The organism is Enterobacter cloacae complex sp. 397G4, assembly GCF_050031515.1.
Classification (GTDB): Bacteria; Pseudomonadota; Gammaproteobacteria; order Enterobacterales; family Enterobacteriaceae; genus Enterobacter; species Enterobacter hormaechei_C.
Map to the genome: position 1 here is coordinate 4,830,916 of NZ_JBLGWE010000001.1, position 14,740 is coordinate 4,845,655.

At 56.9% G+C, this 14,740-nt stretch carries 10 protein-coding genes and 1 pseudogene; 9 read left to right on the forward strand and 2 right to left on the reverse strand.

The annotated features are described in order from the left end of the window. Positions 1-34: 34 nt before the first annotated feature. Positions 35-931, reverse strand: coding sequence for a sugar kinase (locus tag ACQG1Y_RS23260; RefSeq protein ID WP_026080563.1), 897 nt, complete (start codon positions 929-931; stop codon positions 35-37). A gap of 155 nt (positions 932-1,086) precedes the next feature. On the opposite strand from ACQG1Y_RS23260, the gene yihU reads away from it, so the two are divergent. The 7 genes and pseudogenes from yihU to ompL all read left to right on the forward strand — a co-directional run bounded on the left by yihU (position 1,087) and on the right by ompL (position 9,824). Continuing rightward, positions 1,087-1,977 (forward strand): sulfolactaldehyde 3-reductase, encoded by an 891-nt coding sequence (yihU, locus tag ACQG1Y_RS23265; RefSeq protein ID WP_332999533.1) that lies wholly within the window; start codon positions 1,087-1,089, stop codon positions 1,975-1,977. A 17-nt stretch (positions 1,978-1,994) separates the two neighbouring features. Next, positions 1,995-2,870 (forward strand): sulfofructosephosphate aldolase, encoded by an 876-nt coding sequence (gene yihT, locus ACQG1Y_RS23270; RefSeq protein ID WP_015569905.1) that lies wholly within the window; start codon positions 1,995-1,997, stop codon positions 2,868-2,870. A 14-nt stretch (positions 2,871-2,884) separates the two neighbouring features. Further along, on the forward strand, positions 2,885-4,126 hold the full coding sequence (gene yihS, locus ACQG1Y_RS23275) for a sulfoquinovose isomerase (RefSeq protein WP_063135439.1): 1,242 nt from the start codon (positions 2,885-2,887) through the stop codon (positions 4,124-4,126). A 16-nt stretch (positions 4,127-4,142) separates the two neighbouring features. Further along, entirely contained in the window at positions 4,143-6,167 is a 2,025-nt protein-coding gene (locus tag ACQG1Y_RS23280) for an alpha-glucosidase (protein ID WP_149604221.1), read from the forward strand. A gap of 45 nt (positions 6,168-6,212) precedes the next feature. Further along, a pseudogene (locus ACQG1Y_RS23285) lies at positions 6,213-7,595 on the forward strand (MFS transporter). A gap of 43 nt (positions 7,596-7,638) precedes the next feature. Next, positions 7,639-9,063: an MFS transporter gene (locus ACQG1Y_RS23290; protein WP_062938422.1), complete on the forward strand. Its 1,425-nt coding sequence runs from the start codon at positions 7,639-7,641 to the stop codon at positions 9,061-9,063. A 74-nt stretch (positions 9,064-9,137) separates the two neighbouring features. Then, on the forward strand, positions 9,138-9,824 hold the full coding sequence (gene ompL / locus ACQG1Y_RS23295) for a porin OmpL (RefSeq protein WP_368740795.1): 687 nt from the start codon (positions 9,138-9,140) through the stop codon (positions 9,822-9,824). A gap of 80 nt (positions 9,825-9,904) precedes the next feature. On the opposite strand, the gene typA is transcribed toward ompL, so the two are convergent. Further along, positions 9,905-11,728 carry a ribosome-dependent GTPase TypA gene (gene typA, locus ACQG1Y_RS23300; RefSeq protein WP_006808726.1) on the reverse strand — a complete coding sequence of 608 codons (1,824 nt, stop codon included), beginning with the start codon at positions 11,726-11,728 and terminating at the stop codon, positions 9,905-9,907. A 377-nt stretch (positions 11,729-12,105) separates the two neighbouring features. Here typA and glnA point away from each other — a divergent pair, with 377 nt between their 5' ends. Then, positions 12,106-13,515 (forward strand): glutamate--ammonia ligase, encoded by a 1,410-nt coding sequence (gene glnA / locus ACQG1Y_RS23305; protein WP_003861925.1) that lies wholly within the window; start codon positions 12,106-12,108, stop codon positions 13,513-13,515. A 167-nt stretch (positions 13,516-13,682) separates the two neighbouring features. Then, a complete protein-coding gene (gene glnL / locus ACQG1Y_RS23310; RefSeq protein WP_063138947.1) occupies positions 13,683-14,732 on the forward strand; it encodes a nitrogen regulation protein NR(II) in 1,050 nt (349 codons plus the stop codon). Positions 14,733-14,740 lie beyond the last annotated feature (8 nt).

The window sequence follows — 14,740 nt, forward strand, 5'->3', positions numbered from 1 at the left end:
GGGCTGTCCTCTGAAAACCATCACGCCCCGCATTTTATACAAAAAGTGACAAAAAAGAGCGGGTTTGATCACAGTCGGGTATACCCGCGCGCCCGCCGGGCTTTGTACATTTCAGTGCTGCGACGGCGCTGGCAAAACGCACGGCGTCTGCGGCGGGTAATTTCTGCCCCAGGCTGACCGCCAGCGCACCGTGGAACACGTCGCCCGCCCCGGTGGTATCAATGACGTTCACTTCAAAACCAGGCTGATGACATAGCGTGTCGTTTTCCAGCCAGAAACAGCCGTCTCGCCCCTGTGTGACATACACATGTCCATTTGTGAGCGTTTGTGCTTTCTTCAGCGCGTTTTCGGTTTCATCCAGCTGCGTTAACCGCCGCAGTCCTGGCGCGGAGAAGGCCGCGTGGTCGCTTAAGGCAATCAGATCCGCGATGTCCTGCGGGGTGACATCCGCATCCAGCAGCGTCGGTACGCCCTGCTGGCGGGCCAGGGTAAATGCCTGTTTTGCCCCGTCATGCCAGCGCACGTCGGCTAAGACAATGTCCCACTGAGAGAAGTCGATTTCATGCAGCCAGTCTGCCGCCGCAGGGAGATCGGGGCTGGGGTAGTTGGCAATAACGCGCTCTCCGCTTGCGTCCACCAGCACCGCCGATTGCGACGATCGGGCTCCCTTAACTATGCGCGTATAGCGGGTGTTCACCCCCAGGGATTCCAGCTCCGCAAGCAGTCGTCTGCCGGTATCGTCGTCCCCCACCCGGCCAATAAAATCCACTTCCGCGCCCAGTTTCGCGGCTGCCACTGCCGCCGTTGCCGCCGGGCCGCCGCCCACTTCCGTATAGTCTTTTGCGACATATTTCCCACCTTCTTTCGGTAAATCATCGAGATACCAGATGCGATCCAGCACGGTAATGCCGACACAAACGATGCGAGTCATGGTGATTCCTTCTGCGATTTCTGATGCCTTCATTTTAATTTCACCAAATGTTTAAAAAGTGACCCGTGTCAATTTTTTGACTATAAATTACAAATACGATCAAAAACAGACACCACAAACGCGCAAAAATTGACACGATGTGACAGGAGAGAGGCATGTCAGCAATCGCATTTATCGGCTTAGGGCAGATGGGCGCGCCCATGGCGAAGAATCTGTTGAAACAGGGCCACCAGCTTAACGTTTTTGATGTGAACCCGCAGGCGGTTCTGGCGCTGGTAGAGAGCGGCGCCCGGGCGGCGGGAACGCCAGCGCAGGCCGTAACGGAGGCCGAATTCGTCATTACCATGCTGCCAAACGGCGACCTGGTGCGCAGCGTGCTGTTCGGCGAGCACGGCGTATGCGAAGGGTTATCCCGCGACGCGCTGGTCATTGATATGTCCACCATTCACCCGCTGCAAACCGACGCACTGATCCGCGACATGGCTGAGCAAGGCTTCAGCCTGATGGACGTGCCCGTCGGACGCACCTCTGATCATGCCATCGCCGGTACGCTGCTCCTGCTGGCGGGCGGTACGGCGCAGCAGGTTGAGCGCGCCACCCCCGTTTTAATGGCGATGGGCAATGAAATGATTAACGCCGGCGGGCCGGGAATGGGCATCCGCGTGAAGCTCATCAATAACTACATGAGCATCGCCCTGAACGCCCTGTCGGCAGAGGCGGCCGTGCTGTGCGAAGCGCTCGGCCTCTCCTTTGACGTGGCGCTCAAGGTGATGAGCGGCACGCCGGCGGGTAAAGGCCACTTCACGACATCCTGGCCGAACAAGGTGCTGAAAGGGGATCTTTCACCCGCCTTCATGATCGACCTTGCGCATAAGGATCTGGGGATCGCCCTCGACGTGGCCAACCAGCTCCACGTTCCGATGCCGCTGGGCGCGGCGTCCCGCGAAGTTTACAACCAGGCACGCGCCGCCGGGCGCGGGCGCGAAGACTGGACAGCCATTCTTGAACAGGTTCGCGCATCTGCCGGGCTGAAAAAAACACACTGATACGAAAGGACTGAGGAATGACGATGTACACCCTGAAAGATATCACCCGACCTTCCGGCGGTTTTGCGATGCTGGCCGTGGATCAGCGCGAAGCGATGCGCCTGATGTTTGCTGCCGCAGGCGCGCCGGTGCCGGTAACCGACCAGCACCTGACGGATTTCAAGGTCAATGCGGCGAAAATTCTGTCGCCGTACGCCTCTGCGATCCTCGTCGACCAGCAGTTCTGCTACCGCCAGATTGTCGAGCAGCAGGCCGTGGCCAAAAGCTGCGCAATGATTGTCGCCGCCGACGAGTTTATCCCGGGGAACGGCATTCCGGTCGACAGCGTGGTGATCGACAAGAACGTTGACGCGCAGGCGGTCAAACGCGATGGCGGTAAGGCGCTGAAGCTGCTAGTGCTGTGGCGCAGCGATGAAGATCCGCAGCAGCGCCTGGAAATGGTGAAAGCGTTCAATACGCTGTGCCACGACAACGGGCTGCTGAGCATTATCGAGCCGGTGGTGCGTCCCCCGCGCCGCGGCGCCGCGTTTGACCGCGAGCAGGCGATCATCGATGCGGCCAAAGAGCTGGGCGACAGCGGCGCCGACCTCTACAAAGTGGAAATGCCGCTGTTTGGTAAGGGCACACAGCACGAGCTACTGACGGCCTCGCAGAAGCTGAACGAGAACATCGCCATGCCGTGGGTGATCCTCTCCTCCGGTGTGGACGATAAGTTATTCCCGCGTGCCGTAAGCGTCGCCATGCAGGCGGGGGCATCGGGCTTTTTAGCCGGGCGCGCCGTCTGGTCATCGGTGATTGGCCTGCCGGACACCGAGCTGATGCTGCGTGATATTTCCGTACCAAAACTTCAGCGTCTGGGTGAGATCGTCGACGAAATGATGGCTCGCCGTTGAAAAAGGACCCGAACATGAAATGGTTTAACACCCTGAGCCATAACCGCTGGCTCGAACAAGAGACCGACCGCATTTTCGATTTCGGCAAAAACGCCGCCGTACCAACCGGCTTTGGCTGGCTGGGCAATAACGGGCAGGTGCGCAGCGATATGGGCACCCATCTGTGGATCACCGCCCGCATGCTGCACGTTTACGCGGTGGCGGCGAACATGGGGCGCCCCGGCGCGTACGCGCTGGTTGAGCACGGCATTAATGCCCTGAACGGTCCGCTGCGCGATAAACAGCACGGCGGCTGGTACGCCTGCGTAAACGATGAAGGCGTGATTGATGCGTCCAAGCAGGGCTATCAGCACTTCTTCGTCCTGCTGGGCGCGGCGAGCGCCGTCACCACCGGCCACCCCGAGGCGCGCAAGCTGCTGGACGATGCCATCGAGGTGATTGAGCGCTACTTCTGGAGCGAACAGGAGCAGATGTGCCTGGAGTCCTGGGACGAAGCCTTCAGCAAGACGGAAGACTATCGCGGCGGTAACGCCAATATGCACGCCGTGGAAGCCTTCCTCATCGTCTATGACGTGACCCACGACCGGAAATGGCTCGACCGCGCCTTGCGTATCGCCTCGGTGATTATTCACGACGTGGCGCGCAAAGGGGAGTACCGCGTTAACGAGCATTTCGACACCAGCTGGAACCCGATCCGCGATTACAACATCGATAACCCTGCCCACCGCTTCCGCGCCTACGGCGGCACGCCGGGGCACTGGATCGAGTGGGGCCGCCTGATGCTGCACCTGCGTGCCGCGCTGGAAGCCCGCTTTGAAACCCCGCCGGAGTGGCTGCTGGAAGATGCGAAAGGCCTGTTTCACGCCACTATTCGCGACGCCTGGGCACCCGACGGGGCGGACGGCTTTGTCTACTCCGTGGGCTGGGACGGCAAGCCTATCGTGCGCGAACGCGTGCGCTGGCCAATCGTCGAGGCGATGGGCACGGCTTACGCGCTCTACACCGTCACCGGCGAGGCGCAGTACGAAGCCTGGTATCAGAAATGGTGGGATTACTGCATCAAGTACCTGATGGATTACGAAAACGGTTCATGGTGGCAGGAGCTGGACACCAATAACGAAGTGACCACCAAAGTCTGGGACGGCAAGCAGGATATTTACCACCTGCTGCACTGCCTGGTGATCCCCCGCCTGCCGCTGGCGCCGGGCTTAGCCCCTGCCGTAGCCGCCGGATTACTGGATAGCCTGGCCAAATAATAAAGACGGAGTTTTTATGCGTACCCTACACAATATTGACCTGAAAAATAACGAAAGTGGTTTCACCCTGCGCTGGCAGGACCGTCTGATTTTATCCCACTCTGCGGATGCCCCCTGCCTGTGGATCGGTGCAGGCGAAGCGGATATCGAGATGTTTCGCGGCAATTTCAGCATCAAAGACAAGCTTAACGAAAAGATTGCCCTGACGAACGCGACCGTCACGCAGCAAAGCGCGGGCTGGGCAATCCGCTTTACCCGCGGCGACGCGGTGAGCGCGACTCTGCTGGTGGGCGTGGATGGTGAGGGCCGTCTGGAGCTGAAGCTGAAAAATGACGCCGCCAGCCATAACCGCATCTGGCTGCGGCTGGCGGCTCAGCCTGACGATCATATCTACGGCTGCGGCGAGCAGTTCTCGTATTTCGATCTGCGCGGCAAGCCGTTCCCGCTGTGGACCAGCGAGCAGGGCGTGGGCCGCAATAAGCAGACCTACGTCACCTGGCAGGCCGACTGCAAAGAGAACGCGGGCGGCGACTACTACTGGACCTTCTTCCCACAGCCTACCTTCGTGAGCACCCAGAAGTACTACTGCCACGTGGATAACAGCTGTTATATGAACTTCGACTTCAGCGCGCCGGACTTCCACGAGCTGGCATTCTGGGAAGATAACGCCACGCTGCGCTTCGAATGCGCAGAAACCTACGTCGATCTGCTGGAAAAACTGACCGGCCTGCTGGGGCGTCAGCCTGAACTGCCGGACTGGGTTTACGACGGCGTGACGCTGGGTATTCAGGGCGGCACCGAGGTGTGTCAGCAGAAGCTCGACGCCATGCGCGAGGGCGGCGTGAAGGTGAACGGCATCTGGGCGCAGGACTGGTCCGGCATCCGCATGACCTCCTTCGGCAAACGCGTAATGTGGAACTGGAAGTGGAACAGCACGCTCTATCCGCAGCTTGATGAGCGGATTGCGCAGTGGAAAGAGGAAGGTGTGCAGTTCCTCTCCTATATCAACCCGTACGTCGCCAGCGATAAAGATCTCTGCGAAGAGGCGTCGAAGCGCGGCTATCTGACCAAAGATGCCGACGGCAAGGATTACCACGTTGAGTTCGGCGAGTTCTACGCGGGCGTTATCGACCTGACTAACCCGGAAGCCTACAGCTGGTACAAAGAGGTGATCAAAAAGAACCTGATCGAACTGGGCTGCGGCGGCTGGATGGCCGATTTCGGGGAATATCTGCCGACCGATACCTTCCTGCACAACGGCGTGAGCGCGGAGATCATGCATAACGCCTGGCCTGCCCTGTGGGCGAAATGTAACTACGAAGCGCTGGAGGAGACCGGCAAGCTCGGGGAGATCCTGTTCTTCATGCGCGCGGGCTACACCGGCAGCCAGAAGCACTCGGTGATGATGTGGGCGGGGGATCAGAACGTCGACTGGAGCCTGGACGATGGTCTGGCGTCCGTCGTACCGGCGGCGCTGTCGCTGGCGATGACCGGGCACGGGCTGCACCACAGCGACATTGGCGGCTATACGACCCTCTTCGAGATGAAGCGCAGCAAAGAGCTGCTGCTGCGCTGGTGCGACTTCAGCGCCTTTACGCCGATGATGCGTACCCACGAGGGCAACCGCCCTGGCGACAACTGGCAGTTCGACGGCGACGCGGAAACCATCGCCCACTTCGCGCGCATGACCACCGTCTTCACCACTCTGAAGCCGTACATCAAAGCTGCGGTAGCGCAGAACGCGAAGAGCGGCCTACCGGTGATGCGCCCGCTGTTCCTGCACTACGAGGACGACGCGCGCGCCTACACGCTGAAATACCAGTACCTGTTTGGCCGCGATCTGCTGGTGGCGCCGGTTCATGAAGAGGGACGCCGCGACTGGTCGCTCTATCTGCCGCAGGACACCTGGGTCAATGCGTGGACCGGGGAAACCTGCCAGGACGGTGACATCACCGTTGATGCCCCGCTCGGCAAACCGCCGGTCTTCTATCGCCAGCACAGCGAATGGGCAGATCTGTTTAGCACCTTACGTCATATCTGATAAGGCTCGCCCGCGGGGAAACCTGCGGGCAGACGGAGAACAATAATGAGTCAACATACTTCTGATCCGGCAACCCTGCGCCTGCCGTTTAAAGAAAAACTCGCCTACGGGATGGGCGATCTCGGCTCTAACATCCTGCTTGATATCGGCACGCTGTATCTGCTGAAGTTCTACACCGACGTCCTGGGGCTGCCTGGCACCTACGGCGGGATTATCTTCCTGATTGCGAAGTTTTTTACCGCCTTCACCGACATGGGCACCGGGATCATGCTCGATTCCCGGCGCAAGATCGGCCCGAAAGGGAAATTCCGCCCGTTCGTGCTGTATGCAGCCTTCCCGGTAACGTTGCTGGCGATAGCTAACTTCGTCGGCACACCGTTTGAAATTACCGGTAAAACGGTGATGGCGACGGTGCTGTTCATGCTGTAACGCCTGTTCTTCAGCATGATGAACTGCTCCTACGGCGCGATGGTGCCCGCCATTACCAAAAACCCGGACGAGCGTGCTTCGCTGGCCGCCTGGCGCCAGGGCGGCGCCACGCTGGGTCTGCTGCTCTGTACGGTGGGCTTTGTCCCGGTGATGAACCTGATTGAGGGCAACGACCAGCTTGGCTACATCTTTGCCGCCACCCTCTTCTCGCTGTTCGGGTTGTTCTTTATGTGGTGGTGCTATAAAGGCGTAACCGAGCGTTACGTCGAGACGCAGCCTGCTAACCCGGCGCAGAAACCGGGGCTGTTGCAGTCGTTTCGCGCCATCGCCGGGAACCGTCCGCTGTTTATCCTGTGCATCGCTAACCTGTGCACGCTGGGCGCCTTTAACGTTAAGCTCGCCATTCAGGTCTACTACACGCAGTACGTACTGAACGACCCGATCCTGCTGTCGTACATGGGCTTCTTCAGCATGGGCTGTATTTTTATCGGCGTCTTTATGATGCCCGGCGCGGTGCGGCGCTTCGGTAAGAAAAAGGTCTACATCAGCGGGCTGATGATTTGGGTGGCGGGCGATCTGCTTAACTACTTCTTCGGCGGCGGCTCGGTGAGCTTCGTGGCGTTCTCCTGCCTGGCGTTCTTCGGCTCCGCGTTCGTGAACAGCCTGAACTGGGCGCTGGTGTCCGATACCGTGGAATACGGCGAGTGGCGCACCGGCGTACGCTCCGAGGGGACGGTCTACACCGGCTTTACCTTCTTCCGTAAGGTCTCGCAGGCGCTGGCGGGCTTCTTCCCGGGGATCATGCTCACGCAGATCGGCTATGTGCCCAACGTGGTTCAATCCGCCGGCACGGTTGAAGGGCTACGGCAGCTGATATTTATCTATCCGAGTCTGCTGGCAGTCATCACCATCGTGGCGATGGGCTGCTTCTACAACCTTAACGAGAAGATGTATGTGCGCATCGTGGAAGAAATTGAGCTGCGCAAACGTACGGCATAAATGACGTGATTGAGCGCCCTGCGGGGCGCTTTGAGGATCGACCATGACACATAATACTGATCCGTTAACCCTGAAATTGAGCCTGCGAGAGAAGTGCGCCTACGGGATGGGTGATTTTGGCTCGAACCTGATGCTGTGTATTGGCACGCTGTATCTGCTGAAGTTTTACACGGACGAGCTGGGCATGCCCGCGTTCTACGGCGGCATCATTTTTCTGGTCGCCAAGTTCTTTACCGCGTTTACCGACATGCTGACCGGGGTGCTGCTGGACTCCCGGCGTAATATCGGCGCGCGGGGTAAATTCCGGCCATTCATTCTCTACGCCTCCGTTCCGGTGGCGCTGGTGGCCACGGCGCAGTTTATGGCCAACGACTTTAGCCTGACGGTGAAAACGGCCCTCGCCACCGTGCTCTTCATGTTGTTTGGCCTCTGCTACAGCCTGATGAACTGCGCCTACGGTGCAATGGTTCCGGCCATCACCAAAAACCCGAACGAGCGCGCGCAGCTTGCGGCGTGGCGTCAGGGCGGCGCAACGGTAGGACTGTTGCTCTGCACTGTCGGCTTTATGCCGATTCAGGCGCTGTTCGTCAGCCAGCCCTCACTCGGCTATCTGGTGGCCGCGCTGATGTTCGTCACCGGGGGACTGTTCTGCATGTGGTGGTGCTACAGCGGGGTGAAAGAGCGCTACGTCGAGCTTACGCCCGATCACCATAAACCCGGCATTCTGAAATCGTTCTGCGCGATTTTCCGCAATCCGCCGCTGCTGGTGCTGTGCATCGCCAACCTGTGTACCCTCGCCGCGTTTAACATCAAGCTGGCGATTCAGGTCTATTACACCCAGTACGTGCTGAACGATCTGCATCTCCTGTCGTGGATGGGCTTTTTCAGCATGGGTTGCATTCTGATTGGCGTGTTTCTGGTGCCTGGCGCGGTGAAGCGCTTTGGCAAGAAGCCGGTCTATCTGGGCGGGCTGACGCTATGGGCAGTGGGCGACGTGCTGAACTTCTTCTGGGGAACCAGCTCCCTGCTGTTCGTGCTGTTTTCCTGCATGGCCTTTTTCGGCACCGCGTTTGTGAACAGCCTGAACTGGGCGCTGGTGCCGGATACGGTTGATTACGGCGAGTGGAAAACCGGGATCCGCGCCGAAGGGTCGGTGTATACCGGCTATACCTTCTCGCGCAAAATCTCCGCCGCGCTCGCCGGTTTCCTGCCCGGGATTATGCTGACCCAGATTGGCTACATTCCCCATGCCGTGCAGAGCGCAGGCACGCTGCTTGGGTTGCGCCAGCTTATTTTCCTCTGGCCGTGCGGTCTGGCAATCGTGGCCGCCGTGACCATGGGGTTGTTTTATAAACTCAACGAAGCGCGCTTCGCCTTTATTATTGAGGAGATTGGAAAACGGAAAAAACAAACCGCGAATACCCCTGAGATAACCACCAACAATAAAGCGTCAGCAGTCACTTTATAACAATAAATCCGGCCAGTATGTCCTTCCTGTTTATCAGGAGGGAGGCCTTTCTGTACCTGATACATGGACAAATTATGAAAAGAATCATCACCGTACTGATCGTGTCGTCTGTGTCCTGCCCGGTTTTTGCCGGGGCCTATGTCGAAACGCGCGAAGCCTACAACACCGCCTCTGAGCTGCACGAAGTGATCCTGCGTGCGGGCTATAACTTAGATATGGGCGCGGGACTGATGTTCACCAACGCTTATAACGTGGGGAAATGGGACGAACTGAAGCACAGCTATAACGAAATTGAGGGGTGGTATCCACTCTTCAAACCGACCGACAAACTGACCTTCCAGCCCGGCGGCTTGATTAATGACAGCAGCGCAGGATCAGGTGGCGCGGTTTATTTAGATACTAACTATAAATTTACGGACTGGTTTAATCTGACGTTCCGCTATCGCTATAACCATAACAATTACGATACGCCGGACTATAACGGGCAGATGGATAAGAACGACACACATGAATTTGCCAACTACTGGAATTTCAAAGTGACGGATGCGTTTTTCTACACCTTTGAGCCGCACTTTTTCCAGCGGGTGAATGATTACCACAGCAAAAATGGCAAAGACCATCACTGGGAAATTACCAATAAATTCAGCTATAAGATCGACAGAAACTGGCTGCCGTATCTTGAGCTACAGTGGCTGAACCGATGGAATGATTACAACCGCGAGCAGTACCGGATCCGTTTAGGGTTGCGGTATTCGTTCTAATAAAAAAAGCCGCTGATCGCTCAGCGGCTTTTTCGTTGCCGGGTGGCGCATGCGCTTACCCGGCCTACGGCATAACCGAATTACTCTTCTTTCGCACCGCGCATTGCACGTTTACGATCGTTCTCGGTCAGGTGACGTTTACGGATACGAATTGACTGAGGCGTCACTTCGACCAGTTCGTCATCATCGATGAATTCCAGAGCCTGCTCCAGCGTCATCTTGATCGGTGGAACCAGAACCGTTGCTTCGTCAGTACCGGACGCACGCATGTTGGTCAGTTTCTTACCGGTCAGGCAGTTTACCGTCAGGTCGTTAGAACGGCTGTGAATACCGATGATCTGGCCTTCGTAAACTTCAGCACCGTGGCCCAGGAACAGCTTACCGCGATCCTGCAAACCGAACAGCGCAAACGCAACCGCTTTACCCTGACCGTTGGAGATCAGCACGCCGTTGTTACGCTGGCCCACTTCGCCCGGACGAACGTCGTCGTAGTGGCTGAAGGTGGAGTACAGCAGACCAGTACCGGAAGTCATGGTCATGAACTCAGAACGGAAGCCGATCAGGCCACGGCTTGGGATCACGTAGTCGAGACGTACGCGGCCTTTGCCATCTGGATTCATGTTTTTCAGGTCGCCTTTACGCTCACCCAGTGCCTGCATCACAGAACCCTGGTGCTGCTCTTCAACGTCCAGCGTTACGTTTTCGAATGGCTCTTGTTTACGGCCATCGATTTCGCGGAAGATAACTTTCGGACGGGAAACCGCCATCTCGAAACCTTCACGACGCATGTTCTCGATCAGAACAGACAGGTGCAGCTCACCACGACCCGAAACGCGGAATGCATCAGCGTCTTCGGTTTCTTCAACGCGCAGCGCAACGTTGTGCACCAGCTCTTTGTTCAGGCGGTCAAGGATCTGACGAGAGGTAACAAACTTACCCTCTTTACCACAGAACGGAGAGGTGTTGACGTTGAAGAACATGGATACGGTTGGTTCATCAACGGACAGGGCTGGCAGCGCTTCGACGTTCTGCGGATCGCAGATGGTGTCGGAGATGTTCAGTTCACCCAGACCGGTGATGGCGATGATGTCGCCCGCTTCAGCGATGTCGCTCTCGATACGCTCAAGACCCAGGTGAGTCAGAACTTTACCGACTTTACCGTTACGGGTTTTGCCTTCGCTATCGATGATAGTGACCTGTTGGTTAGGCTTCACTTTACCGCGCTTGATACGACCAATACCGATTACGCCAACGTAGTTGTTGTAGTCGAGCTGAGAGATCTGCATTTGCAGGGTGCCTTCCAGGTCAACGTTTGGCGCAGGAACGCGGTCAACAATCGTCTGGTACAGCGGAGTCATGTCTTCCGCCATGTCTTCGTGATCCAGACCGGCGATACCGTTCAGCGCAGACGCATAAACGATAGGGAAGTCCAGCTGTTCGTCGGTAGCGTCGAGGTTAACGAACAGGTCGAAGACCTGGTCAACAACCCAGTCAGGACGCGCGCCAGGACGGTCAACCTTGTTGATCACAACGATAGGTTTCAGGCCGTGGGCAAATGCTTTTTTGGTCACGAAGCGCGTTTGCGGCATAGGGCCATCAAATGCGTCAACCACCAGCAGCACGGAATCCACCATGGACATCACGCGCTCAACTTCACCACCGAAGTCGGCGTGCCCTGGGGTATCAACGATGTTGATACGGTAGTCATTCCATTTGATAGCGGTGTTTTTGGCGAGGATGGTAATCCCACGCTCTTTCTCCAAATCGTTGGAGTCCATCACACGCTCTTGAGTTTCGGCACGAGCATCAAACGTACCGGACTGCTGTAGCAGCTTATCAACCAGGGTAGTTTTACCATGGTCGACGTGCGCGATGATGGCGATATTACGCAATTTTTCGATCACAACTTTGCCTCAGGCATTTAGAAATAGCGCGTTATTGTACACGGATTAATCGCACTACAAAACAGGATCACAAACATCCCCCGCAAACAAGTATTGCAGAGATGCTTTGTGATCGCTTTCACGGAGCGGTAAAAGGGCACTTTAACGTAAATTGCACCAATATGGTGCTCGATGTTCACACAGAAGCACTATAATGGTGCAACAAATCCAATGTGGTGCAGCCCTTCTGCACTATGGTGCGCATGATAACGCCTTTTTGGGGTGTTTTAAAAGTTGGCACAGATTTCGCTTTACAGAAATACAGTAAAAATATGGCAGCCCAGCCGATTTGAAGACCTCGTTACCACGACGACAATGACCAATCTGGAGAGTTAAGTATGTCCGCTGAACACGTTTTGACGATGCTGAACGAACATGAAGTGAAGTTTGTTGATCTGCGCTTCACCGATACCAAAGGTAAAGAACAGCACGTCACGATCCCTGCTCATCAGGTGAACGCCGAATTCTTTGAAGAAGGCAAAATGTTTGACGGCTCCTCCATTGGCGGCTGGAAAGGCATTAACGAATCCGACATGGTTCTGATGCCAGATGCAACCACTGCGCTCATTGACCCGTTCTACGAAGAACCTACGCTGATCATCCGCTGCGATATCCTGGAACCTGGCACGCTGCAAGGCTATGACCGTGACCCACGCTCCATCGCAAAACGCGCTGAAGAGTACCTGCGTTCTACCGGTATCGCAGACACCGTTCTGTTCGGGCCAGAGCCAGAGTTCTTCCTGTTCGATGACATCCGTTTTGGTGCTTCCATTTCTGGTTCCCACGTCGCTATCGATGACATCGAAGGCGCATGGAACTCTTCCACCAAATACGAAGGTGGTAACAAAGGTCACCGTCCGGGCGTGAAAGGCGGTTACTTCCCGGTTCCTCCGGTCGATTCTTCACAGGACATCCGTTCTACCATGTGTCTGATCATGGAAGAGATGGGCCTGGTTGTTGAAGCGCACCACCACGAAGTGGCAACGGCTGGCCAGAACGAAATCGCAACCCGCTTCAACACCATGACCAAAAAAGCGGATGAGATTCAGATCTACAAATACGTTGTGCACAACGTTGCGCACCGTTTCGGTAAAACCGCGACCTTCATGCCAAAACCCATGTTCGGCGACAACGGTTCCGGCATGCACTGCCACATGTCCCTGTCCAAGAACGGCACCAACCTGTTCTCTGGCGACAAATACGCGGGTCTGTCTGAGCAGGCGCTGCACTACATCGGCGGTGTTATCAAACACGCTAAAGCGATCAACGCCCTGGCGAACCCGACCACCAACTCCTACAAGCGTCTGGTCCCAGGCTACGAAGCACCGGTGATGCTGGCGTACTCTGCCCGTAACCGTTCTGCTTCTATCCGTATCCCGGTGGTGGCGTCTCCGAAAGCGCGTCGTATCGAAGTGCGCTTCCCGGACCCGGCGGCTAACCCATACCTGTGCTTCGCAGCACTGCTGATGGCCGGTCTGGACGGTATCAAGAACAAGATCCACCCGGGCGAAGCCATGGACAAAAACCTGTACGACCTGCCGCCAGAAGAAGCGAAAGAGATCCCACAGGTCGCTGGCTCGCTGGAAGAAGCCCTGCAAGCGCTGGACGCAGACCGTGAGTTCCTGACCGCTGGCGGCGTGTTCACCGATGAAGCAATCGACGCTTACATCGCGCTGCGTACCGAAGAAAACGACCGCGTTCGCATGACGCCGCACCCGGTTGAGTTCGAACTGTACTACAGCGTTTAATTGATTTGTTTTACCCGGCGCATACGCGTCGGGAGTAGTTGCCGTGGAAACTTTAGCCCATCTTCGGATGGGCTTTTTTCTCCACCAACAACCTGATCTCACGCGCTTTTTACCTCTAAAACGCTATACTGCACTAAAATAGTGCAACGACTCCAGGAGACTGCTGAATGGCAACTGGCACGCTGCCCGATGCTGGGCAGATCCTCAATTCTTTGATTAACAGTATCTTGCTGGTCGACGACGAGCTGGCGGTGCATTACGCCAACCCGGCGGCGCAGCAGCTGCTCGCTCAAAGCGCCCGTAAACTGTTTGGCACGCCGCTGCCGGAACTGCTGAGCTATTTCTCGCTTAATATTGGCCTGATGCAGGAGAGTTTGCAGGCGGGTCAGGGCTTCACCGATAACGAAGTGACGCTGGTGATTGACGGACGCTCGCATATTTTGTCCCTCACCGCACAGCGCCTGCCAGATGGCATGATTCTGCTGGAAATGGCGCCGATGGATAACCAGCGTCGTCTCAGCCAGGAGCAGCTACAGCATGCTCAGCAGATTGCGGCGCGCGACCTGGTACGCGGGCTGGCTCATGAAATTAAAAACCCGCTGGGCGGCTTACGCGGTGCGGCACAGCTTTTGACCAAAGCGCTGCCTGACCCTGCCCTGGCGGAGTATACCAACGTCATTATCGAGCAGGCGGACCGTCTGCGTAATCTGGTCGATCGCCTGCTCGGGCCGCAGCAGCCGGGGATGCATGTGTCAGAAAGCATTCACAAGGTCGCGGAGCGGGTGGTGAAACTCGTCTCAATGGAGCTGCCGGATAACGTCATGCTGGTGCGTGATTACGACCCAAGCCTGCCGGAGCTGGCGCACGATCCAGACCAGATTGAACAGGTGCTGTTGAACATTGTGCGTAACGCGTTGCAGGCGCTGGGCCCGGAGGGTGGCGAAATTATTCTGCGTACCCGCACCGCGTTCCAGCTGACGCTGCACGGCGTGCGTTATCGTCTGGCGGCACGTATTGATGTGGAAGATAACGGGCCGGGGATCCCGCCGCATCTCCAGGACACCCTGTTCTACCCGATGGTCAGCGGTCGCGAAGGCGGCACCGGGCTGGGGTTATCCATAGCCCGTAATTTGATTGACCAACACTCCGGCAAAATTGAATTTACCAGTTGGCCGGGACATACCGAGTTTTCGGTTTTCCTGCCGATTAAAAAATAAAGGTGACG

Coding starts and splice junctions, on each gene's coding strand:
- yihU (WP_332999533.1), top strand. CDS start 1,087: ATGTCAGCAATCGCATTTATCGGCTTAGGGCAGATGGGCGCGCCCATG.
- glnA (WP_003861925.1), top strand. CDS start 12,106: ATGTCCGCTGAACACGTTTTGACGATGCTGAACGAACATGAAGTGAAG.
- ompL (WP_368740795.1), top strand. CDS start 9,138: ATGAAAAGAATCATCACCGTACTGATCGTGTCGTCTGTGTCCTGCCCG.
- ACQG1Y_RS23260 (WP_026080563.1), bottom strand. CDS start 931: ATGACTCGCATCGTTTGTGTCGGCATTACCGTGCTGGATCGCATCTGG.
- yihS (WP_063135439.1), top strand. CDS start 2,885: ATGAAATGGTTTAACACCCTGAGCCATAACCGCTGGCTCGAACAAGAG.
- glnL (WP_063138947.1), top strand. CDS start 13,683: ATGGCAACTGGCACGCTGCCCGATGCTGGGCAGATCCTCAATTCTTTG.
- yihT (WP_015569905.1), top strand. CDS start 1,995: ATGACGATGTACACCCTGAAAGATATCACCCGACCTTCCGGCGGTTTT.
- ACQG1Y_RS23280 (WP_149604221.1), top strand. CDS start 4,143: ATGCGTACCCTACACAATATTGACCTGAAAAATAACGAAAGTGGTTTC.
- ACQG1Y_RS23290 (WP_062938422.1), top strand. CDS start 7,639: ATGACACATAATACTGATCCGTTAACCCTGAAATTGAGCCTGCGAGAG.